The sequence below is a fragment of the Isoptericola sp. NPDC057653 genome, assembly GCF_042799955.1.
Lineage (GTDB): Bacteria > Actinomycetota > Actinomycetes > Actinomycetales > Cellulomonadaceae > Isoptericola.
This window is the reverse complement of sequence record NZ_JBHVHP010000002.1, coordinates 28,784-50,829: the sequence shown is the minus strand read 5'-3', so window position 1 is coordinate 50,829 and position 22,046 is coordinate 28,784. Positions and strand designations below refer to the sequence as shown.

Below are 22,046 nucleotides of genomic sequence, written 5' to 3'. Positions count from 1 at the left end.
CTGATCCGTGAACCTGTCTTCGTCGACATGTCGTTCTCCCGTGATCCAGGCACTCCGACGGACGCGCTGCGCCCACTCCCTCGGGGACGCAGTGATCGAAGTTGCTCGGATTCTTCAACAACGCGCGCAATCAAGCAAGGGCAGCGCGGTCCACGGCCTGCCCGGGCGCACCGGGACCGGGAGACGCCATGGCATCCTCGTCCCCATGAGCGAGAGCCTCGCGGTAGAGATCCTGGCCAAGCGGTTCGCCACCACCAGGCTCCGCGAGGGGTACGACCCGTCGGACGTGGACGACCTCCTCGACCAGGTCGTGCGCGCCGTCGAGGGCGGCACCGACGTCGCCGCCCTCGTCGACGGCGCACGGTTCGCCTCCACGACCTTCCGTGAGGGGTACGACATGACCGAGGTCGACGACTACCTCGACGAGATCAAGGAGCGCGTCGCGTCCGCCGGGGAGACGGCGGCGGCCGACGCCGCCCCGAGCGTCGGGGCCGGCGGGCCCGAGCCGCGTCGCGCGCCCTCCTCCGGCACCACGCTCCCCAGCCCGACGCTCCCGGCCGGCACCGGCGGCCTCCTCGACTGGTTCACGCGGCGGCGGCGCGGCTGACCGCTCCGCGCCGCGTCAGGCGCGCCCCCGCACGGGCGGTCAGGCGCGCGCCCCGGCGTGCTCGGGCTCACCGGTGCGGGTGGCGACGCCGTCGTAGCGTCCCTCGACGACGTCGGCGACGCGCACGGCCTCGCCGAGCGTCGCGGACAGGTACACGGCGCGCACGGTGGCGAGCGCGCGCAGCCCGTCGTCGAGGGTCACCCAGGGCGCGCGGCACTCCCGGATCGCGGCGACGACGTCGGCCCACTGGGCGCCGTGCGAGCTGCCGTACTGCGCCACGTGCGACTCCCGCGGATCGAGCGCGCCGCGCGCGGACCCCGCGGGCCCGCCGCCGGCACCCTGGTCGAGCTGGTTCGCCGACCAGGCGCCGCCCTCGGCGTCGCGGGCGTGGAAGTAGGTGAGCTCGTCGGCCTCGACGACCGCCGACCCGTCGGTGCCGTGCACCTGCAGCCGCACCCCGAGGTCGGGGTACACCGTCGTGGACGCGTGGAGCGTCGCGAGGGCGCCCGACGCGAACCGGACGATCGCGACGGCGACGTCCTCCACCTCGATCCGTTCGTGGCCGAGGCGCGCGGTGTAGGCGACGACCTCGACCGGCTCGCCCAGGTACCACAGGAGCAGGTCGAGGGTGTGCACGCCCTGGTTCATGAGCGCGCCGCCGCCGTCGAGCGCCCACGTCCCGCGCCACGCGCCGGAGTCGTAGTACTCCTGCGTGCGGTACCAGTCGACGTTCGCGACGGCGGAGGTCACGCGACCGAGGCGGCCCTCGTCGAGCGCGCGGCGGACGGCCAGCGCCGACGCGTCGTGGCGGTGCTGGGAGATCACGGCCACGACCTGGTCCGGGCGCGCGGCCGCGGCGTCCCGGAGCCTGCGCGCCGGCTCGATCGCGACGTCGAGCGGCTTCTCGACGACCACGTGCGCCCCGGCCTCCAGCGCCTCGCGCGCGAGGTCGGCGTGCTCCCCGCTCGGCGTGCAGACGCTCACGACGTCGACGCCTCCGGCCGCGAGCGCCTCCCCGAGGCGGGCGTGCACCGCCGGCGCCGGGCGGCCCGCCGCGACGAGCTGCTCCGACACCGCCCCGGCGCGGGCGGCGTGCGGGTCGACGAGGGCGACGACGTCGAGGTCGGGGTTCGCGGCGGCGACCTCCGCGTGCAGGCGCCCGATGACGCCGCACCCGACGATGGCGAGGCGCAGCGGTGCGCCGGTGCTGTTGCTCGTGGTCATGCCGGCGATCGTAAGCAACGATCCGGTGCGGTGAACAGGGTCTTGACTAAGTAACACTCATGGTTTTAATGTCACGACGGCCGGCTCGGACCCACCCCCGAGCCCTGACCCGAGGAGTTTCAATGAGGAAACTGTCGCTGCGGCTCGCCGTCGCAGTCGGAACGACCGGAGCGCTCGTCGCGCTGACGGCCTGCTCCAACGGCGGAGGGACCGCCGGGGGCCAGGACGCAGCGCTCGACCCCGAGGCGGACGTCACGATCTCCGTGGGCGACCAGCCCACGGCGGACAAGCCCGAGGAGCGGGCCGCCTTCCAGAAGCGGATCGACGAGTTCGAGGCCGAGAACCCGAACATCACCATCGAGCCCTCCACGGAGGTGTGGGACGCCCAGACCTTCCAGGCCAAGCTCGCCGGGGGCACGCTGCCCACCGTCATGGGCGTGTCCCTCACCTACAGCCACGAGCTCATCCAGGACGGGCAGCTGCCCGACATGACCCCGTACCTCGAAGAGCTCGACATGATCGACGACCTCAACCCGCTCGCGCTCGACAAGGTCAAGGACGACGAGGGGCACATCTACACGATCCCGACCGGCCTGTTCTCGGTGGGCCTGGCCTACAACCGCGACGTCTTCGAGCAGGCGGGCCTCGATCCCGACAAGCCGCCGGCCGACTGGGACGAGGTGCGCGAGGACGCCCGGGCCATCGCCGAGAAGGTGCCCGGGGTCGCCGGCTACGCCCAGATGACGACCAACAACACGGGCGGCTGGATGCTCACCACCATGACCTACAGCAAGGGCGGCGAGGTCCAGGACGTCGGCGGCACGAAGGCCACGATGGGCCAGGCCACCGCGGACTCGCTCCAGGCGCTGCACGACATGCGGTGGGAGGACGACTCGATGGGTCAGGAGTTCCTCTACGACCAGGAGTCGGTCCGCCAGGCGTTCGCCGCCGGGAAGATCGGCATGGTCCTCCAGGCGCCGGACGCCTACGACACCGTCGTGAAGACCTACGGCTTCGACCCCGAGGCCTTCGGCATCACGGCGCTGCCGCAGACCGGCGGCGACCACGGCACCCTCACCGGCGGTTCGCTCAAGCTGTTCAACGTCAAGGCCACGCCCAACCAGCTGCTGGCCGCCGCCAAGTGGGTCAAGTTCTACGACTTCGACAAGTACTACGACGAGGACGTCGCCGTCGAGGACGCGAAGACCAACGCGGCCGACGACAAGCCGGTCGGCCTTCCCGGCCTGCCGCCCGTGTCCCAGGAGGTCTACGACCGGTACCTCGGCTGGATCGAGCCGTACATCAACGTGCCGCTCGACAACTTCTCGGGATACACGGACTCGGGCCTCGAGCTCGTGCCCGAGCCGCCCACCGGCACCCAGCAGACGTACGCCGCCCTCGACCCGGTCGTGCAGAAGGTGCTCACCGACAAGAACGCCGACATCGACGCCACGATCGCCGAGGCGAACAAGGCCGTCGACGGCATCATCGCCCAGGCCGCGCGCTAGCCGAGCGTCGACCGGCCGGGCGCGTCGCACCACGCCCGGCCGGTCCACCCGAAGGGAGGCATCGCCTTGTCCAAGACCCTCGCGGCGCCGGCCGGCGCCGTGCCGCGCGTGCGGCCACGATCCGGCATCACCCGCTGGTACCGGGGCGGCGGGCTGCACGCCGTGCTGTTCGCCGTCCCCGTCGTCCTCGTCTTCGCCTACTTCAGCTGGGGCCCCGTCGTCCAGGGCCTGGTGCTGAGCCTGCAGAAGACCAACCTCATCGCCCCCGCCCAGTGGGTCGGGCTGAGCAACTTCACGTACGTGCTGTCCGACCCCGGGCTGGCGCAGGCCGCCCTCAACACGGCCTACTTCGCGCTGCTCGCCATGGTGATCGGCTTCCCGATCCCGATCTTCCTCGCCGTGATGATCAACGAGCTGCGCAAGCACGACGGCCTGTACAACGCGCTGGCGTACCTGCCCGCCATCGTGCCGCCCGTGGCCGCGATCCTGCTGTGGAAGTTCTTCTTCGACCCGTCGTCCGACGGCATGTTCAACACCATGCTCGGGTGGATCGGGCTGGGCCCGTTCCCGTGGCTGAACTCCGAGGCCATGGCGATGCCCTCGATCGTGCTCTACGCCACCTGGGCGGGCGCCGGCTCGACGGCGATCATCTACATCGCCGCGCTGGCCACCGTGCAGACCGAGCTCTACGAGGCCGCCGAGATCGACGGCGCCGGGATCTGGCGCCGCGTCTGGCACATCACGATCCCCCAGCTGCGCGGCGTCATCCTCGTGATGCTGCTCCTGCAGCTCATCGGCACCTTCCAGATCTTCACGGAGCCGTTCCTGTTCACCGGCGGCGGGCCCAACAACGCCACTCAGACCATCCTGCTGAAGATCTACAACTACGCGTTCGTCAACGGTGACTTCGGCGCCGCGACGGCCCTGAGCGTGCTCCTGGCCGCCTTCCTCGGCCTGCTCTCCGTCGTCTACTACTACGCGACCAAGAGGTGGAGCCAGTCATGAGCGTCGTCGACACCTCTCGGGCCACGACCACCGTGCCCGGGCCTGCGCCCGCGGGCACCGCGCCGGCCCGCTCCCCCCGCCGCCGGAGGCGCGCGCCCGAGGAGCCCAAGACCCGCGGCCTCATCTCCTCCGGCGACCGCAAGCGCCCCAGCGTGCGGTTCTGGCTCACCCTCGTCCAGGGCGTGCTGCTGGTCGGGCTCATCGTCGCCTGCCTCGGCCCCCTGCTGTGGTCGGCGAAGGCGTCCGTCTCCAGCAGCCAGGACATCGTCTCCGACCCGATGGGGATCTGGTTCACCCCGAACGAGTGGGGCAACCTCGCGCTCGCGTGGAAGGGCGCCCAGATCGGGCAGTCCCTCGGCAACACCGTGATCCTCGCGGTGGGCTCGACGATCGCGACGCTCGTCGTCAGCGTGGCGGCCGCGTTCCTGCTCAGCGTGCTGCGCCCGAAGTGGGGCCCCTGGCTCACCGGCGCGATCCTGGCCACGCTGTTCCTGCCCGGCGTCATCTCGCTCGTGCCGCTGTACCTCACCGTGCTCGACATGCCGCTGCTGCACATCCGGCTCCAGGACACGTTCTGGGCCGTGTGGCTCCCGTCGGCCGCGAGCGCCTTCAACGTCATCGTGCTGAAGCGCTTCTTCGACTCGATCCCCCGGGAGTTCCTGGAGGCCGCCAAGATCGACGGCGCGGGCCCGCTGCGGATCCTGTCCATGGTGATCCTGCCGCTGTCCCGCCCCATCATCGGCGTCGTCGCGCTGCTGTCGGTCGTGGGCGCGTGGAAGGAGTTCCTCTGGCCCATGCTGGTGCTGTCCAACCCGGACCTGCAGCCGGTGTCGGTGATGCTGCCGAAGCTGGCCGCCGGGACGGCGCCCCTGTCCGTGCAGATGGCGGCCGTCTTCCTCACGATCATCATCCCCGTCGTGCTGTTCGTGATCTTCCAGAAGCAGTTCCTGCGCGGGGTCGGTACGGCTGGAGGGATCAAGGGATGAGCACGGTCGAAGGCAGCAAGATCCTCGTCACCGGGGCGTCGGGGCGGATCGGCAGCGTCGTCACCCGGCGGCTGCGCGCCGCCGGGGCGTGGGTGACCGCCCTGTCCATCGACGACTCGCCGTCGCTCGAGGCGGACCGGGTGCTGGTCGGCGACACCACGTCGCAGGACGACGTCGCAGCCGCGCTCGACGGCGTGGACACAGTGGTGCACCTCGCCGCCCTCGCGCACCGGGACATCGCCCCGCCCTACGACGTCTACGCGACGAACGTGGTCTCCACGTTCAACGTGCTCGCCCAGGCGGGAGCCCTCGGCATCTCCCGGGCCGTCGTCGCCGGCAGCATCAACGCGTGCGGGCTGCCGCAGAACGTGCACGAGGTGTGGCCGGCGTACGTCCCGTACGACACCCACCTCCCCGTCGACATCGCCGACTGGTACTCGCTGTCCAAGCACCAGGACGAGAGCACCGCCCGGATGGCGTGGCGGCACTGGGGCATCGACGTCGTCACGCTGCGCTTCCCGCACGTGAACTCCGCGGAGGCGCTGCTCGCCCAGTCGCGGCAGCTGACCGACGACCCGCGTGGCGGCCTGCTCGAGGGCTGGTCGTACCTCACCACGGAGGACGCCGCGCGGGCGGTCGAGCTGTCCCTCACCGCGCCCACCACCGGGGCGCACGCGTTCTTCCTCGCGGCGGACCGCACGCTCGCCCCGTACCGGACCGAGGACCTGCTCGACGCCTTCGCGCCCCAGGTCCCCCGGACCCGCCGGCTCGTCGGGCGCGAGGTGCCGATCGACCTCACCCCCGCGCGCGAGCTCATCGGCTTCCGTGCGGAGCACGAGATCGACGTCCCGACGCTCGACCTGCCCGCCCGGCTCCGCCCCGACCCCTCGCCCCACACCTCGCCCAGCAAGGAGCACTGATCGCCGCCATGCCCCTCGACACGCCGTTCGACACGTTCGCCAACCCCTGGCCCCCGCGGGAGGACGTCCGGATCACGTCCGTGCGCGCCATCACGACCGCCCCCGAGGGCACCGCCCTGGTCGTGGTGCGCATCGACACCGACGTGCCCGGCCTGTACGGCCTGGGGTGCGCCACCTTCACGCAGCGTTGGAAGGCGGTGCGCACGTTCGTCGACGAGCACCTGGCGCGGCTGCTCGTGGGCCGGTACCCGGGCGACATCGGGGACCTCACCCGCCTCGCCGCGTACTCGGGCTACTGGCGCGGCGGGCCGGTGACGAACAACGCCATCTCCGGCGTGGACCAGGCCCTGTGGGACATCGCCGGCAAGCGGGCGGGCATGCCGGTGCACGAGTTGCTGGGCGGCAAGGTGCGCGCCGCCGCCGACACGTACATCCACGCTGCCGGCCGTACCTCGGAGGAGGTCGTCGAGCAGGCGCAGGGCTTCGTCGAGGCGGGGTGGCGGCACGTGCGCATCCAGCTCTCGACGCCGGGCGGCGGCGGGTACGGCGCGCCCGCCGTGCCGACCGAGTACCCGGACGCCCCGTACCCGAACGGGTGGAGCGCCCGGGACTACCTGCGGCGGGTCCCGGCCCTGTTCGAGGCGGTGCGCGGCGCCCTGCCCGACCGGGTCGAGCTGCTGCACGACGTGCACTCGCGCCTCACCCCGAAGGACGCCGTCTGGCTGGCACGCGCCGTCGAGCCGTACCGGCCCTACTTCCTCGAGGACGTGCTGCCCCCGGAGCACTGGGACCGGCTGCCCGAGGTCCGGGCCGCCAGCCCCGTGCCGCTCGCGGTCGGCGAGCTCACGACCTCCCTCACCGACGCGGTGCGGCTCGTGCGCGACGGCGGCGTCGACTTCATCCGCTCGCACGTCTCGGACATCGGCGGGCTGACCCCGGCCCGCAAGCTCGCGGACCTCGCCGAGCTGTGCGGGGTGAGGACCGCGTGGCACGGTCCCGGCGACACGTCGCCGATCGGCGCGGCCGCCAACGTGGCCCTCGACGTGACCTCCGCGGCCTTCGGCATCCAGGAGGGCCACCTCTACAATGAGGCGACCCACGAGGTCTTCCCCGGGACGCTGCGGATCCAGGACGGATGGCTGTTCCCGAACGAGGCGCCGGGCTGGGGGATCGACATCGACGAGGACGCGGCGGCCCGCTTTCCTGCGGAGCTCTCCGGGCACGACGCCTGGGCCGCGGGGGTCCGCCGACCCGACGGAGCGTTGGAGGCGCCGTGACCGAGCTGACCGACACCCCGAGGCACCGGCAGGGCGAGGCCCGGCCGTACGCCTCGCGCCGCCCCAGGCCGTGGGGCGACCGGAGCCAGCCCGGTGCCAACCAGTACGACCTCGGGTCGTTCAACGAGGCCACCATCATCGAGACCATCCGGATCGCGGGCACGATCTCGCGCACGGAGATCGCGGAGCAGACCGGGCTCACGCAGCAGTCCGTGTCCCGCATCCTGCGCGGCCTCCTGGAGCGCGGGCTGCTGGCCGAGGGCGCGGCGGAGCGCACCGAGCGCCTGGGCAAGCCGCGCACCCCGGTGCGGCTGCGGGCCGAGGCCGCGCACGCCGCCGGCGTGCTCGTCGACCCGGAGCTGGTGTCGGTCGTGCTGACCGACCTCGACGGCGCGGTGCTCGAGCGGCGCACGGTGCCGCTCGACGCCGAGGTCGCGCCGGAGGCCCTCGTGGAGATCGTCGCGGACGCGGTCGACGCCGTCGTGACCGGCTCCCGGATCGACCCCACGACGTTCCTCGGCGTGGGCGTCGCCGCGCCCGGGCCGATCACCATGGACGGCCAGCTCCTGGACCTCCCGCTGTCGCAGGCCTGGCGCAACGTGCCGCTGCGCGGCATGCTCGCCGAGCGGCTCGGCTGCCCCGTGGTCCTCGAGAAGGACGGCGCCGCGGCGGCGGTCGGGGAGCGGTGGATCGGCCGCACCGAGCGCGCGGGCGACTTCGTCTACCTGTACGTCGGCACCGGCATGGGCTCCGGGCTCGTCCTCAACGGCGAGACCTACCGGGGCGGGAGCGCGAACGCCGGCGAGTTCGGCCAGCTGTGCGCCGTCCGCCTCGGCCTCGTCGACGGGGCCGGCGGGCCGCAGCTCGTGCGCGAGTGCAACCCGACCGTCGCGCTGCCCGAGATCGCGCGCGAGCTCGGGTACGACGGCCCGGCCCGCACGTTCCGGGAGATGTGCGCGGCCGTCGGCGCGGGGGACGCGGCCGCCGTCGCGGCCGCGCAGCAGATCGCGGACGTCATCGCGCTCGGCGCCGTGGCACTCATCGACCTCCTCGACCTGCCCCTGCTCGTGGTCGGCGGGCCCGCCTTCGCGCCCGAGCTCCAGCAGGTCCTCGTGGACACGATCGACCGCGCGGTGAACAGCCTCCCGACGGCGCACCACGCCCGGCACGTCGTCGTCGAACGCTCCCTCGTCCAGGACGAGGCGGGCGCCGTGGGCGCCGCGTCGACGATCTTCCACGCCTCGTTCGCCCCCTCCGTGCGGCGCACGCGGCAGTACTCGATCTCGTGACGGCGGCCGCCGGGACCGGGGGACGCCTGCGGCTGCGCTCCCCCGGCGGCGAGCATGCCGTCGAGGTCGACCCGACCGGGGCGCGGGTCGCGTCCCTGGAGCACACGCCCACCGGCACCGAGCTGCTGCTGCGGCTGCCCTGGGAGGACGAGGACTGGTCGGGCGCGTACCCGTCGTCGAGCTCGAACGAGGAGTGGCACCGCCGCTACGCGGGCGGCTGGCACACGCTCGTGCCGCACGCCGGCGACGCCCGCACCGTCGACGGGGTCGAGCACCCGTTCCACGGGGAGGCCGCCTGGCGGCGCTGGCGGGTGGTGGACCGGGACGCGTGCTCCTGCACCCTCGAGGTCGTGCTGCGCACCGTCCCGCTGACGCTGCGGCGCACGGTGCGCGCCACCCCGGCCGGGGTGGAGGCGGTGCAGCAGGTCGTCAACCACTCGCCGCGGACGGTCGCCTTCACCTGGACCGAGCACCCCACGTTCGGCGGCGCGCTCGCGGGCCCCGGCTCCACCGTGTCGCTGGGCGGCGAGCCCGTCGAGGCCGCGTTCCCGCTGGGCTCCGAGCCGGCCGGCGGCTTCCGGTCGCTGCGCACCCGGGGGCGGGGGGACGCCGAGCTGCGCAACGACGCGGCAGGGATCGTCGTCGTGGTCCGCTGGGACCCCGACCTGTTCCCCTACCTGCACCTGTGGCAGGAGCACCGCGCGACGGCCGGCTTCCCCTGGTACGGCACGGTCGACGCCGTCGCGCTCGAGCCCGCGTGCCGCCCCTACGACGTCGAGGGCGAGGCGCTCGGGCCGCTCGTCCTCGCGGGCGGCGAGACCATGACCGCCCGGTTCGAGATCGCCGCGACCGTGCGGCGTCCCGGCCCGACACCCCCGACCCACCCCCACCACGAGGCGAAGGAGCCCCGGTGACCACGATCGGCGTCCAGACCATGATGCTGCGCGACGAGTTCGCGCGGCACGGCATCTACGAGACCTTCCGCGAGGTCCGCGACATCGGCTACCGCGCCGCGGAGATCTCCGCGGTCGAGATGAGCCCGCAGAACGTCGCCGAGCTCGCGAAGGTCCGCGACGACCTCGGCGTCGAGATCGCCTCCCTCTCGGGCGGCCTCACGGCCCCGCCGGGCACGCCCTCCCTGACCAGCGACCTCGACGCGTTCGTGGCCGACGCGCGGACGCTCGGCGCCGGCATGATCCGCATCGGCATGCTCCCCGCCGCGGCGATGGCGTCGACGGCACGGGTCGAGGAGTTCGCCGACCGGTGCAACGACGTCGCCGCGGAGCTGGCCGAGCACGGCATCCGGCTCTACTACCACAACCACCACGTCGACCTCGCGCGGTACGACGGGCGCCACCTGCTCGACGTCGTCGCCGAGCGCTCGCCGCTGGTGGGCTTCGAGATCGACGTCCACTGGGTGCAGCGCGGCGGGCTGGACCCGGTGCGCACCCTGCGCCGGTACGCGGGTCGCGTGGCGATGGTGCACCTCAAGGACTACCGGATCGGGCACCTCTCCCCCGCCGCGTTCGAGGCGCTGGACGCCGGCGACCAGGGGCCGTGGCAGGACGAGCTGAGGCAGGTCGTGCAGTTCGCCGAGGTGGGCGAGGGCAACCTCGACTTCCCGTCGATCGTCGACACCAGCCTGGACATCGGCGCCGAGTACCTGCTCGTCGAGCAGGACGAGTTCTACGGCCGGACGGCGCTGGAGTGCCTGCGCACCTCCCACGACAACCTCGTCGCGATGGGGTACGGCGACCTGTTCTGAGCCCTGCGCCACCGTCCCCGGGCGCACCGTCGGACGGGCACGACGCTGGCCAAATTAGTAACACCTAGGGTTTTTGTTTCTCTGCCTGGCCACCTGTCACGACGATCAAGGGAGATTCGGATGACGAACGACCACGCACGACCCCAGCACGGAAGCCCCCGGAGCGCCGTGGGTCGCCGTGCCGTCCTCGGCGGGATGGCGGCCACCGCCGGCCTGGCGCTCCTCGGCGCGCCGGCGACGGCCGCGACCCCCGCGGCAGCGCCCGCCCACCCGCCCCGGGCGGGTGCCAGGACACCGTTCACCACGATCGGCGCGGAGACCGGGCGGCTCGGAGGGAACGCCCGCGTGCGCGCCCTCGCGCCGGGCGCGACGGTCGGCAAGGCCGCCACCCTGGAGCTCGAGGCATCGGGCTACGCCCTCGTCGAGCTGCGGGACGAGGGCGACTCCGTCACCGTCACGAACACCACGGGGATCCGCGCCAACACGCTCGTGCTGCGGGCCTCGGTCCCCGACGCCCCCACGGGCGGCGGCATCACCGCGACGCTCAACCTGTACGTGGACGGCACGTTCCGGCAGTCGCTCACCCTGAGCTCCGCGCAGGCGTGGATCTATCGCGACCCCGTCACGACCGCCAAGTCCAAGGACCCGCGGACCGGGTGGCCCCCGCTGCACTTCTACAACGAGTTCCCGTTCTGGGTGGAGGGGGCGCCGATCGCCCCCGGCAGCACCATCACCCTGCGGAAGGACGCCGACAGCACGGCGGACGCCTACCACCTCGACTGCCTCGACCTGGAAGCCGTGGCCGGGCCCCGCCGCCGGCCCGCGGACGCGCTGTCGGTCGTGGACTACGGCGCCGACCCGGACTTCGGTGTCGACTCGACGGTCGCCATCCAGGCCGCCGTGGACGACGCCCGCGCCCAGGGCCGCCCGGTCTGGATCCCCCCGGGCACGTACAAGATCAACAGCCTCGCCCCCGCTCCCCTCGACCTCACGGGGGTGACCGTCCGCGGAGCCGGGATGTGGCACTCCACGATCTACCGTGCCGTCCCGCTGCCGACCCCGGCGAAGTGGCGGTCCAAGGTCGTCGTGGGCTCCGGCACGGTCCTCACCGACCTGCAGATCGACTCCAACGCCGTCTTCAAGCCGCTCGAGGGCGGGGGCGCCGACTACTCGATCAACGCCGAGGGCGCGGAGGGCTGGCTCGTCGAGCGGGTGTGGACACGGCACGGCGAGGCCAACTGGCTCTCGGGCAGCCACGCGACCATCCAGGACTGCCGCACCGCCGACAGCTACGGCGACGGCTTCAACGTCAACAACAGCAACGAGTCGAACCCGAACAAGCGCGGCGCCGACATCACCGTCCGCAACAACTTCGCGCGCGGCACCGGGGACGACGGCTTCGCCGTGTACTCCGACGCCGGGACGGCGGGCACGAGCCCTCAGGTGACGGGCGTGCGGATCGTCCACAACACCGCCGTCGCCGTCTGGTGGGCCAACGGCATCCGGGTCGCGGGCGGCAGCGACCTCGAGGTCGCCCACAACCTCGTCGACAGCGTGTCGTCGAACAACGCGATGGAGATCGGGATCTACGGCGACACCGGCAACCCGCTGGAGTCGGTGCACGTCCACCACAACGTCCTGGTCGGCGGGGGCGGGTGGAACGGCGCCCGGGGCGGGGTACAGATCGGCTCGCCCGGACCGGGGTCCCTGTTCCCCGACGCCCGGAGCACGGTCACGATGACCGACAACGTGCTCCGGGGCTCGCTCGGGCCGGGGGTCGTCGTCGACCGCCACCGCCACCACCTGACCCTGCGCGGGAACGCCATCGAAGGGCCCGCGGGCGACGGTGTCACCGTGCGGAGCGAGGTCGCCGGGGACGCGCGGATCACCCGCAACCGGCTCGACGGGCTCCGTGCCGGCCAGGTCGCCGTACGCAACGACTCCCCGGAGACGTTCGCGGTGGTCCAGGCGCACAACTCCTGGCAGGGCTAGGCCGCCCCCACGACCACCGGGGCCGGCGGCGCGTGCAACGCCGCCGGCACCGGCCGCCCCGGCCGGGACGATGCACCGACCTCGCGCCCACGCGCGGCGCGAGCCCCTGACGAACACGTCTCCGAGACAAAGGTGTTGAGGATGGAACTGCGCAGAAGGACGAGAAGCGCCGCCCGCGGCGCGGCCGCGACGACGGCGGCGCTGACCCTGGTGGCGGGGGTGTCGCTCACCGCGACGCTCACGGCGGCAGCGGGCCCCGCGGCGGGCAGCGCGCCGCGCGCCGTGGTGGCGGCCGCCGCCCCCGCCGTCGACGTCGACCGGTACCCGCTGGGCACCGGCGCCGACCTGGGCGAGAAGGTCACGTCTTACGGAATCACGGCCGCGAGCGCCCCCGTCCCCGGGGCGCAGGAGACCGGCGCGGAGGGCGGCCGTGGCTTCTGGCGCACCGCACCCGCCGCGGGCGCCGAGAAGCTCACGCTCGACGTCGCCGACGAGTTCGTGGACCGCCTCGCGGACCGCCCCGGCTACCTCGTGGTCGACCACCTCGCCGCGGTCGCGCCCGCGGCCACGGCCGACCGTGAGGACGGCTCCCCGGTGGAGCTGGCGGGTGCCACGGAGCCCGACACCGACGAGGACGGCTGGACGACGACCGTCGTCCCGCTGCCGGCCGGCACGCTGCACCCCGGCGGCGCGGCCGAGGTGACGCTCGCCCCGGCGGGCGACGGCGCGCTCACCGTCGCCGCGGTGCGCGTCGTCGTGCGCACCGCGGGCGTCGACCTGGGGCCGACGGTCGCCGAGGACGGCATCTCCGTGCGCGCTGGCGACTCCCCGGACGGCCTCGTCACGGGCACCGCGGACGGGCGCGGCTACTGGCAGACGGACCGCGCCGCCGGCACGAGCTTCGTCTACGCGAACGTCGCCGACTCGCTCCTCGCCGACACCACCGACCGCGTGCTCGTGGACGTCGCGTACCAGGACGCGGGCGGGAGCCTGTTCCTCGAGTACGACTCCCCGGGCGACGAGATCGAGGACAAGTTCAAGGACTCCACGCCGGTCGAGCTCGGCACGTCCGGCGCGTGGACGCACCACGCGTGGCTGCTCGACGACGCGGTCCTCACCAACCGGTCCAACGGCTCCGACTTCCGGGTCTCGGCCGAGCGGTCGTCGCGGGAGGTGCGGATGGACGGCATCGCCGTCACCGCCGTCCCCCGCGAGCTCGACCCGACGGTCGCGCTGCGGCGCCTGGTCGACCGCGCCGACGTCGCGCACTTCGCCGCCCGCGAGGGCGAGCGCGACGGCCAGTACCCGGCCGGGTCGAAGGCGGCCCTCCAGCGGGCGATCGACGCGGCGCGTGCCGTCGTCGACGACGCGGACGCCACCGGCGACGCCGTCGACGCGGCGACCGACGCCCTGGTCGGCGCGCTGGAGTCCTTCCTCGCGGGCGAGCGGACGACCGACCTCGCCCGCGGCGCCGCCGCGAGCGCCGGCACGACCAGCGGCGGCTCCCCCGCCGCCCTGACCGACGGTGACGACGGCACCGCCTGGACGTCCGAGCAGGGCGACGACGCCGCGTGGGCGCAGGTCGACCTGGGCCGCGTCCGCGAGATCGGCGAGATCACCCTGGGCTGGACGGCCGACTACGCGAACGACTACCGCGTCGAGGTCTCGAGCGACGGCGACGGGTTCACCGAGGTCGCCCGGGCGGGCGCGCTCGGCGGCGGACCGCTGCGGACCCGGTTCGCGCCGACCGACGCCCGCTTCGTGCGGGTGTGGCTCGACCGGCTCGCGACGCAGCGCGCCGCGTTCGGCCTCACGGCGTTCGAGGTGCGCGAGTCGCCCGACGTCGAGCTGTCGTCGACGGTGGTCCCGACCAGGTTCCCCACCGAGGACGTGGTCGTGGCCGACGTCGTCGCCACGGACTTCGCCGTCGACCCCCGCGGGAAGGCCGACTCAACCCACGGGATCCAGGAGGCCCTGGACACCTGCCAGGACGCGGGCGGCGGCACGGTCTGGCTCCCCGCCGGCCGGTACCGCGTCACCGACACCATCGAGGTGGGCGCGTACTGCACCCTGCGCGGCGACCGACGCGACCCCGACGACGCGGGCGCCGGCGCGCGCGGCGAGTACGGCACCGTCGTGGTCGCCGACCTGCCCTCGGGCGACGACGGACCGAGCCTGTTCCTCGTCGGCGGCAGCGCCGGCGTCGTCGGGGTGACCACCTGGTACCCCGGCCAGGACGCGGCGGACCCGGTGCCCTACGGGTACACGTTCGAGATCCCGGGCCTCGCGTGGCAGGGCAACCAGAACTACATGATGTCCACGGTCGAGCACGTCACGATGCTCAACTCGTACCGCGGCATCGGGATCTCCACGCGGCGCAACGACCGCGGCGAGGGTCCCGGCGCGCAGGGGCACGAGCTGGCGAACGTGCGCGACGTCTCCGGCACGGTGCTCTTCGAGGGGGCCGCAGGGTACAACGGCGCCGACGTCGGCGTCTGGGAGGACGTGCGGTTCGACAACGCGTACTGGGCCGAGGCGGGCAAGACCTTCGACGCCCCGAGGCGGTCGGTGCTCGACGCCTGGACCCGGGAGCACGGCACCGGCTTCGTGCTGGCGGACCTCGAGTGGGACCAGTTCGTCGACCTGCACGCCGCGGACTACGCGGTGGGCATCAAGATGGTGAAGGGGCCGCGCGCGACGTTCACCGGCGCCTTCGTGGGCGTCGACGTCCGCCGCGCCGGCATCGCCGTCCTCGTCGAGGAGTCCGACGACCGCTGGGGCCTCGGCGTCGCGTCGAGCCGGCTGGAGGGTACGCAGGCCGCGGTCCGCAACCTCTCCCGCGGCTACGTGAAGCTCACGGACGTGGCGACCGCGGGCGGCGTCGAGGGCACGGTGCACGAGCTCGACGGGCCGGGCGACGTGCCGGCCGTCCCCGCCGAGGTCGCAGCGCCGAAGCCGCCGGCCCGCCTCTTCGACGTCACCGCCGCCCCCTACGACGTGCCGCGCACGCCGGGGCGGTTCACGGGCGTCGACGCGACCGCCGCGATCCAGCGCGCGCTGGACGACGCCGGCCTCGCCGGCGGCGGGGTCGTCTACCTGCCGGCCGGCTGGTACACCGTGGCCGGGCACCTCACCGTCCCGGCCCGCGTGGAGCTGCGCGGGGCGTCCTCGGTGCCCCAGCGCGACTCGCTCGTCGAGTCGGCGGGCACCGTCCTCGCGGCCACCGCGGGGCGCGACGCGGCCGACGCCGCGGACGCCCCGGCCCTCGTCACCCTCGCCGGGGAGCGGTCGGGAGTGCGCGGGCTTCGGGTGCTGCACCCCGAGAACAACCCCGCCTCCGCCGACGGCGCCGTGCCCTACCCGTTCGCGGCGCGGGGCGACGCACCCCGCGTGTACGTGGTGAACGTCGGGATGGAGAACGCCTGGAACGCCGTCGACATGACGGCCGACGCCGACCGGTTCCTGGTGCGCCGCGTGGTGGGCCTCTTCCTCGAGAACGGCGTGCGGGTCGGCGCGAACACGGGAGGCACCGTGCAGGGCGTCCTGTCCAACGGGAACGTCGCCACCCGGATGGCCTACGGGATCCCCGGCTGGGTGGAGGCCGCGAACCTGTTCCCGCAGGTCATCGACGGCGTCTCGCGGGAGCGCGAGGTGTTGGTCCGCGCGACCGGCGCGCGGCGCCTGACCGTACGGAACACGTTCGCGTACGGCAGCCGCGACGGGGTCGTCGCCCGCGGCGGCGCGACCGTGACCGCGTTCAACCTCGGCACCGACAACCTCGGGCCCGGCGGGCACACCGCAGACGCCGACGCGTCGAGCCGCGTCCGGGTCGTGAACCTCATGCGGTACAACGGCACGACCTCCCGCGGCCCCGTGGAGATCACCAACCCGATGGCGATCACCATGGCCCAGGTGACGCTCGCGGTGTCCGCGGCGCCGAGCACCGGCGGGTCCGTCCGCGTCGCGGGCAACGAGACCGAGCCCGGGCGCTACGAGAAGGGCAGCCCGGTGCGGCTCCGGGCCGAGCCCGCACGCGCGCACCGGTTCGTCGGGTGGCGCGACGAGTCCGGTCAGGTGGTGAGCGACGAGGCCACCCTCGACCTCGTGCTCGACACCGACCGGTCGCTGACCGCGGAGTTCACGCCCGGGCGACGCACGTCGTGACGCCTGCGCGGGGTGCGGTCGCGTGGCCCTCAGGCCGAGACCGCACCCCGCGCCGGGGCCCCGCTCGTCGCCGGGCGGGCGAGGTCAGCCGTTCGCGCGTGCCATCCGCCGGGCGGCGCGCAGCCCGAACACCGTGGCGGGCCCGATGGTCGACCCCGGACCGGGGTACGTGCGCCCCATGACCGAGGCGGACGTGTTGCCGGCCGCGTACAGGCCGTCGATGACCGTGCCGTCCTCCCGCAGGGCGCGGCCGTCCGCGTCCGTCACGACGCCGCCCTTGGTGCCGAGGTCGCCGATCACGACGCGGTAGGCGACGAACGGGCCCTTCTCGAGGGGGCCCAGGTTCGGGTTGGGGTGGACGAGCGGGTCGCTGTAGTACCGGTCGTAGGCGGAGTTCCCGCGGCCGAAGTCGCCGTCGACGCCCGTGCGGGCGAACCCGTTGAACCGGCGCACGGTGCGCTCGAAGGTCGCCGGGTCCACGCCGATCCGTCCCGCCAGCTCGGCGAGCGTGCCGGCCTTGTGCGCGATGCCCGCCTCCTTCATCGCCCGGACGGCGCGCGGGTCCATCGCGAACGTCTGCAGGTACCGGCGTTGGGCGCGGGCGTCCAGGACGAGCCAGTACGGGCCGTCCTTGTCGTGGGCGAGCATGTGGTGGCCGAGGTCGACGTACGACTCGGACTCGTTCGCGAACCGCTCGCCCTTCGCGTCGACCATGATCGAGTACGGCATCGAGCGCTCCCCCACGATGAACGCCGGGGTGCCGCCGGGCGGCGCCTCGACCGAGGCGCCCCACCACGCGTCGTCCATGAGCTCGAGCGCGGCGCCGGCCTCGCGGGCGATCTCGATCACCTGCCCGACGTTGCCGGGGTTGCCCGACGGGCTGCCGTCGATGCCGTGGTACTTCTGCCGCCAGTCGGGGTTCGACTCGAAGCCGCCGGCCGCGAGCATGACGCCGCGGGACGCGCCGATCGTCACGACCCGCCCGTCGCGGCGCACCCGGACGCCCACCACCCGGCCGTCGTCGACGACGAGGTCCTCCAGCGGCGACGACAGCCACAGCGGCACGTCCCGCTCCACCAGCAGCGCCCGGCCGAACGACGTCATCAGCGCGTTCCCGATCCCGACCAGACGCTTGCCGGTCACGACGCCGCCCAGGGCGCGGAAGACGAACCGCGCGCCGCGGACGAAGCCCGACGGCGTCGACCAGGCGCGGCCGAGCAGCCACACGTCGTCGGTCTTCGCGGGCAGCGGGACCGCCGACCGCAGCGTGCCCCACCAGTGACCGAGCGGCCGGGAGTCCAGCGGCACCACCTCGATCGACCGGCCGATCTTCCCGCCGGGCAGCTCCGGGTAGTAGTCCGGGTAGTCCTTGCCCCGCGCGAAACGCATCCCGTGCCGCTCCGCCGTCGTGACGAGGTCCGCCACCCCGTCGACGAACGCCTCCTTGCGCTCCCGCGAGGTCGAACGGCCCGCCTCGCCGACCGTCTCCTCGAGGTAGGTCAGGGCCTCCTCGCGCGAGTCTCCCGCACCGTCGCGGCCCATGAGCGGGTTCACGGGCAGCCACAGCCCGCCGCCAGACATCGCCGAGCTGCCGCCCCACTTGTCCGTGCCCTCGACGATCAGGACGCTGAGCCCCTCGTCCACGGCACCCAGGGCGGTCGCGAAGCCGGCGGCACCGCTACCCACCACCACGACGTCGTAGGAGTGGTCGAACTGTGGCCGGGACGGTGCGGGCATGACGGCTCCTCTCATCCGGACACCACTGTCCGGTTCGGTGTGCCCCGATACTGCTGCACCGCGGGCCCGGAGTCAACGGCCCGCCCACGGCCGGGACGACGAAGGCCTCGACCTCCCCGGTGGGAGGTCGAGGCCTTCGTGCCGTCCGACGCTGCCCGACACTGTCCGACGCTGTCCGACGCCGTCCGACGCGGTGGTCAGACGTTGAAGCCCAGCATCCGCAGCTGCTCGCGGCCCTCGTCGGTGATCTTCTCCGGGCCCCACGGCGGCATCCAGACCCAGTTGACGCGGAAGCCGTCGACCAAGCCCTCCAGGGCGGTGGCGGACTGGTCCTCGATGACGTCGGTCAGCGGGCAGGCCGCGGACGTGAGCGTCATGTCGATGGTCGCCATGTTGTTCTGGTCCACCTGGATGCCGTAGACGAGGCCCAGGTCGACGACGTTGATGCCCAGCTCGGGGTCGATGACGTCGCGCATGGCCTCCTCGACGTCGGCGGCCGTGGTCGGCGTCGGGGACGCCGCCGGCGGGGCGACCTCGTCGGTCGTGTTCTCGGTCATCGTCTCCTCCGGTTCAGCTCAGCGCGCCGCTGCGCGCCAGCGAGTCCTTGAGCGCCGCCCAGCCGAGCAGCGCGCACTTGATACGGGCGGGGTACTGCGAGACGCCGGTGAACGCGCTGGCGTCCCCGAGCGCGTCGAGCGCCTCCTCGTCGTCCAGCCCCTTGCCCCGCGAGCCCATGAGGTCGTGGAAGACGGCGTCGATGCGGGCGACGTCGGCCAGGTCGTGCCCGGTGACCAGCTCGGTCATCACCGAGGCCGAGGCCTGCGAGATGGAGCAGCCCTGCCCCTCCCAGGACACCCCGGCGACCGTCGACCCGTCGACGTCCACGCGCAGCGTGATCTCGTCGCCGCAGGTCGGGTTGACCTGGTGCGACTCCCCCGACCGGTGGTCGCCGGGCGCGTCCACGAGCCCCCGGCCGTGCGGGCGCTTCGCGTGGTCCAGGATCACCTGCTGGTACATCTGCTCGAGCGAGCTCACTGCTGTCCTCTCCGCCTGCCGTCAGTCCACACCGAAGAACGCGCGCACGCCCGACAATGCTTCCCGGAACGCCGCGATCTCCTCGGTGGTGGTGTACACGGAGGCCGACGCGCGCGCCGTCGCCGCCACGCCGAACCGGCGGTGCAGCGGCTGCGCGCAGTGGTGGCCCACGCGCACGGCGATGCCCTTGTCGTCGAGCACCTGCCCGACGTCGTGCGCGTGCACGCCGTCGACGACGAACGACACGACGGCGAGCCGGTCGCGCGCGTCCGCCGGGCCGACGATCCGCACGCCCGGGATCTCGCCGATCCGCACCAGCTCGGCCGCGAGCTCCTGCTCGTGCCGCGCGACGCGGTCCATGCCCAGCTCGTCCAGCCACTGCGCCGCGACGCCCATGCCGACGGCCTGCGCGACCATCTGGGTGCCCGCCTCGAAGCGCTGCGGCGGCGGGGCGTAGGTGGTCTCGGCCATCGTGACGACCTCGACCATCGACCCGCCCGTGGTGACGGGCGGCATCGCCTCGAGCAGCTCGCGCCGCCCGTACAGGGCGCCGACGCCGGTGGGGCCGAGCATCTTGTGCGCGCTGAAGGCGGCGAGGTCGACGCCGAGGGCGTGCAGGTCGACGGGCAGGTGCGGCACCGACTGGCACGCGTCGAGCACCGTCAGGGCGCCCACGCGGCGCGCGGCCGCCACGAGCTCGGCGACCGGCGCGACCGCCCCGGTCACGTTCGACACGTGCCCGAACGCCACCACGCGGGTGCGGTCGGTGATCACGCCCGCGACGTCCGACAGGTCGACGCGCCCCTCGTCGTCGACGCCGAACCAGCGCAGGACGGCGCCGGTGCGGGCGCACAGCTCCTGCCACGGCACGAGGTTCGCGTGGTGCTCCGCCTCGGTGACGACGATCTCGTCGCCCGGCGCCAGGCGGAACGGCTCGGCGGCCGCTCCCCCGCGCCCGGCCGTCGCGTTCGAGAACGCGTAGGCCACGAGGTTGAGGGCTGCCGTCGCGCCCGGCGTCCAGACGATCTCGCCCTCGTCGGCCCCGACGAACGCGGCCACGGCGGACCGCGCGTCCTCGAACGCCTCGGTCGCCTCCTCGGCGAGCTGGTGCGCGCCGCGGTGCACGGCGGCGTTGCGCTGCTCGTAGAAGTCGACCTCGGCCTCGAGCACCACGTTCGGCTTCTGCGAGGTCGCGGCCGAGTCCAGGTAGACGAGCGGGCGGCCGCCCCGCACCGTGCGCCCGAGCAGCGGGAAGTCCGCGCGCACGGCGGCGAGCTCCGCCGCGGTGAGCGACGGGCGCACGGTGTCGGTGGTGGTCATGCTGTCCTCCTGGTGACGGCTCCTGGTCAAGTCCCCTCGACGAGGAGGTCAGGCCATCGTCGCGCCGGTGCCGACGTACTTGTCGTAGCCGTTCTCCTCGAGCTGCTCGGCGAGCTCGGGGCCGCCCTCCTCGGCGATCTTGCCGTCGACGAAGACGTGCACGAAGTCGGGCTTGATGTAGCGCAGGATGCGCGTGTAGTGCGTGATGAGCAGGACGCCGACGTCGGTGTTCGACTTGGCCCGGTTCACGCCCTCGGACACGACGCGCAGGGCGTCGACGTCGAGGCCGGAGTCGGTCTCGTCGAGGATGGCGAAGTGGGGCTTGAAGAGCTCCATCTGCAGGATCTCGTGGCGCTTCTTCTCGCCGCCGGAGAAGCCCTCGTTGACGGAGCGCTCGGCGAAGGTCGAGTCGATGCGGAGGTTCTCCATCGCACCCTTGACCTCCTTGCCCCACGTGCGCAGGGCGGGCGCCTCGCCGTCGATGGCGGTCTTGGCGGTGCGCAGGAAGTTCGCGACGGACACACCGGGCACCTCGACCGGGTACTGCATGGCGAGGAACAGGCCGGCGCGGGCCCGCTCGTCGACGGTCATCGCGAGGAGGTCCTCGCCGTCGAGCGTCGCGGTGCCCGAGGTCACCGTGTACTTCGGGTGGCCGGCGAGGGCCGAGGCGAGGGTCGACTTGCCGGAGCCGTTCGGGCCCATGATGGCGTGCGTCTCGCCCGAGTTGATGGTCAGGTCGACGCCGCGCAGGATCGGCTTGGCGCCTTCCTTGGTCTCGACGCTGACGTGCAGGTCGCGGATCTCCAGGGTGGGCATGCTTCGTGTCTCCAGGTCTGTGTTGCTGCGAAGAGTGGGGGTTGCCGAGGCGGTCACGACGCGACGGCGAGCGGCTCGTCGACGTCCACGAGGACGCGGTCGCCGTCCACCGTCACCGGGTACACCGGCACAGGCTGCGTGGCGGGGAGCTGCACGGGCTTGCCGGTGCGCAGGTCGAACTGCGAGCCGTGCAGCCAGCACTCGACGAGGCAGCCCTCGACCTCCCCGTCGGACAGGGACACCTGCCCGTGCGAGCAGATGTCGGACAGGGCGTGCCAGCCGCCGTCGGCGTCGCGGACGACGGCGACCGGGACCGGGGCCCCGTCCTCGCCGTCGAGCTCCACGAGCATGGCCTCCTCGGGGGCGAGGTCGTCGGCCATGCAGGCCAGCTGGGAGGTCAT

18 protein-coding genes are annotated in these 22,046 nt (G+C 73.5%); 11 read left to right on the top strand and 7 right to left on the bottom strand.

The annotated features are described in order from the left end of the window. Positions 1-205: 205 nt before the first annotated feature. Complete coding sequence (locus tag ACFU9A_RS11520; protein WP_430575423.1) at positions 206-607, top strand: DivIVA domain-containing protein; 402 nt, start codon at positions 206-208, stop codon at positions 605-607. A gap of 39 nt (positions 608-646) precedes the next feature. Here the strand turns inward: ACFU9A_RS11520 and ACFU9A_RS11515 are convergent, their stop codons facing one another. Beyond that, complete coding sequence (locus ACFU9A_RS11515; RefSeq protein ID WP_430575422.1) at positions 647-1,831, bottom strand: Gfo/Idh/MocA family protein; 1,185 nt, start codon at positions 1,829-1,831, stop codon at positions 647-649. Between the two features lie 122 nt (positions 1,832-1,953). On the opposite strand from ACFU9A_RS11515, the gene ACFU9A_RS11510 reads away from it, so the two are divergent. The 10 genes from ACFU9A_RS11510 (at position 1,954) to ACFU9A_RS11465 (ending at position 16,737) form a co-directional block, all read left to right on the top strand. Continuing rightward, positions 1,954-3,339, top strand: coding sequence for an extracellular solute-binding protein (locus tag ACFU9A_RS11510; protein WP_430575421.1), 1,386 nt, complete (start codon positions 1,954-1,956; stop codon positions 3,337-3,339). 66 nt (positions 3,340-3,405) lie between these two features. Beyond that, the gene (locus ACFU9A_RS11505; RefSeq protein WP_430575420.1) at positions 3,406-4,344 is read left to right on the top strand and encodes a carbohydrate ABC transporter permease; all 939 of its coding nucleotides are present in this window, start codon (positions 3,406-3,408) and stop codon (positions 4,342-4,344) included. After that, on the top strand, positions 4,341-5,330 hold the full coding sequence (locus ACFU9A_RS11500) for a carbohydrate ABC transporter permease (RefSeq protein ID WP_430575419.1): 990 nt from the start codon (positions 4,341-4,343) through the stop codon (positions 5,328-5,330). The genes ACFU9A_RS11505 and ACFU9A_RS11500 overlap by 4 nt, the downstream gene beginning before the upstream one ends. Then, positions 5,327-6,250, top strand: a complete 924-nt coding sequence (locus ACFU9A_RS11495) for an NAD-dependent epimerase/dehydratase family protein (protein ID WP_430575418.1) — start codon at positions 5,327-5,329, stop codon at positions 6,248-6,250. Before ACFU9A_RS11500 ends, ACFU9A_RS11495 begins: the two co-directional genes overlap by 4 nt. Positions 6,251-6,258: 8 nt before the next feature. Further along, positions 6,259-7,527: an enolase C-terminal domain-like protein gene (locus tag ACFU9A_RS11490; RefSeq protein WP_430575417.1), complete on the top strand. Its 1,269-nt coding sequence runs from the start codon at positions 6,259-6,261 to the stop codon at positions 7,525-7,527. Then, positions 7,524-8,816: an ROK family protein gene (locus ACFU9A_RS11485; protein ID WP_430575416.1), complete on the top strand. Its 1,293-nt coding sequence runs from the start codon at positions 7,524-7,526 to the stop codon at positions 8,814-8,816. Before ACFU9A_RS11490 ends, ACFU9A_RS11485 begins: the two co-directional genes overlap by 4 nt. Next, positions 8,813-9,730: a hypothetical protein gene (locus ACFU9A_RS11480; protein ID WP_430575415.1), complete on the top strand. Its 918-nt coding sequence runs from the start codon at positions 8,813-8,815 to the stop codon at positions 9,728-9,730. Before ACFU9A_RS11485 ends, ACFU9A_RS11480 begins: the two co-directional genes overlap by 4 nt. Next, positions 9,727-10,581 carry a sugar phosphate isomerase/epimerase family protein gene (locus tag ACFU9A_RS11475; protein WP_430575414.1) on the top strand — a complete coding sequence of 285 codons (855 nt, stop codon included), beginning with the start codon at positions 9,727-9,729 and terminating at the stop codon, positions 10,579-10,581. The genes ACFU9A_RS11480 and ACFU9A_RS11475 overlap by 4 nt, the downstream gene beginning before the upstream one ends. 120 nt (positions 10,582-10,701) lie before the next feature. After that, positions 10,702-12,573: a glycosyl hydrolase family 28-related protein gene (locus ACFU9A_RS11470; protein WP_430575413.1), complete on the top strand. Its 1,872-nt coding sequence runs from the start codon at positions 10,702-10,704 to the stop codon at positions 12,571-12,573. A 141-nt stretch (positions 12,574-12,714) separates the two neighbouring features. Then, a complete protein-coding gene (locus ACFU9A_RS11465) occupies positions 12,715-16,737 on the top strand; it encodes a discoidin domain-containing protein (RefSeq protein ID WP_430575412.1) in 4,023 nt (1,340 codons plus the stop codon). Positions 16,738-16,821: 84 nt separating this feature from the next. Here ACFU9A_RS11465 and ACFU9A_RS11460 read toward each other — a convergent pair whose 3' ends face one another. The 6 genes from ACFU9A_RS11460 to ACFU9A_RS11435 all read right to left on the bottom strand — a co-directional run bounded on the left by ACFU9A_RS11460 (position 16,822) and on the right by ACFU9A_RS11435 (position 22,046). Continuing rightward, the gene (locus tag ACFU9A_RS11460) at positions 16,822-18,474 is read right to left on the bottom strand and encodes an FAD-binding protein (RefSeq protein WP_430575411.1); all 1,653 of its coding nucleotides are present in this window, start codon (positions 18,472-18,474) and stop codon (positions 16,822-16,824) included. A 197-nt stretch (positions 18,475-18,671) separates the two neighbouring features. Continuing rightward, the gene (locus tag ACFU9A_RS11455) at positions 18,672-19,031 is read right to left on the bottom strand and encodes a metal-sulfur cluster assembly factor (RefSeq protein ID WP_430575410.1); all 360 of its coding nucleotides are present in this window, start codon (positions 19,029-19,031) and stop codon (positions 18,672-18,674) included. A gap of 13 nt (positions 19,032-19,044) precedes the next feature. After that, positions 19,045-19,509: a Fe-S cluster assembly sulfur transfer protein SufU gene (sufU, locus tag ACFU9A_RS11450; protein ID WP_430575409.1), complete on the bottom strand. Its 465-nt coding sequence runs from the start codon at positions 19,507-19,509 to the stop codon at positions 19,045-19,047. A 21-nt stretch (positions 19,510-19,530) separates the two neighbouring features. After that, positions 19,531-20,829, bottom strand: coding sequence for a cysteine desulfurase (locus tag ACFU9A_RS11445; RefSeq protein ID WP_430575408.1), 1,299 nt, complete (start codon positions 20,827-20,829; stop codon positions 19,531-19,533). A 48-nt stretch (positions 20,830-20,877) separates the two neighbouring features. Further along, positions 20,878-21,645: a Fe-S cluster assembly ATPase SufC gene (sufC, locus tag ACFU9A_RS11440; RefSeq protein WP_430575407.1), complete on the bottom strand. Its 768-nt coding sequence runs from the start codon at positions 21,643-21,645 to the stop codon at positions 20,878-20,880. Positions 21,646-21,698: 53 nt separating this feature from the next. Further along, a complete protein-coding gene (locus tag ACFU9A_RS11435) occupies positions 21,699-22,046 on the bottom strand; it encodes a non-heme iron oxygenase ferredoxin subunit (protein WP_430575406.1) in 348 nt (115 codons plus the stop codon).

Coding starts and splice junctions, on each gene's coding strand:
- ACFU9A_RS11520 (WP_430575423.1), top strand. CDS start 206: ATGAGCGAGAGCCTCGCGGTAGAGATCCTGGCCAAGCGGTTCGCCACC.
- ACFU9A_RS11515 (WP_430575422.1), bottom strand. CDS start 1,831: ATGACCACGAGCAACAGCACCGGCGCACCGCTGCGCCTCGCCATCGTC.
- ACFU9A_RS11510 (WP_430575421.1), top strand. CDS start 1,954: ATGAGGAAACTGTCGCTGCGGCTCGCCGTCGCAGTCGGAACGACCGGA.
- ACFU9A_RS11500 (WP_430575419.1), top strand. CDS start 4,341: ATGAGCGTCGTCGACACCTCTCGGGCCACGACCACCGTGCCCGGGCCT.
- ACFU9A_RS11495 (WP_430575418.1), top strand. CDS start 5,327: ATGAGCACGGTCGAAGGCAGCAAGATCCTCGTCACCGGGGCGTCGGGG.
- ACFU9A_RS11490 (WP_430575417.1), top strand. CDS start 6,259: ATGCCCCTCGACACGCCGTTCGACACGTTCGCCAACCCCTGGCCCCCG.
- ACFU9A_RS11470 (WP_430575413.1), top strand. CDS start 10,702: ATGACGAACGACCACGCACGACCCCAGCACGGAAGCCCCCGGAGCGCC.
- ACFU9A_RS11465 (WP_430575412.1), top strand. CDS start 12,715: ATGGAACTGCGCAGAAGGACGAGAAGCGCCGCCCGCGGCGCGGCCGCG.
- ACFU9A_RS11460 (WP_430575411.1), bottom strand. CDS start 18,474: ATGCCCGCACCGTCCCGGCCACAGTTCGACCACTCCTACGACGTCGTG.
- ACFU9A_RS11455 (WP_430575410.1), bottom strand. CDS start 19,031: ATGACCGAGAACACGACCGACGAGGTCGCCCCGCCGGCGGCGTCCCCG.
- ACFU9A_RS11445 (WP_430575408.1), bottom strand. CDS start 20,829: ATGACCACCACCGACACCGTGCGCCCGTCGCTCACCGCGGCGGAGCTC.
- sufC (WP_430575407.1), bottom strand. CDS start 21,645: ATGCCCACCCTGGAGATCCGCGACCTGCACGTCAGCGTCGAGACCAAG.
- ACFU9A_RS11435 (WP_430575406.1), bottom strand. CDS start 22,046: ATGACCTCCCAGCTGGCCTGCATGGCCGACGACCTCGCCCCCGAGGAG.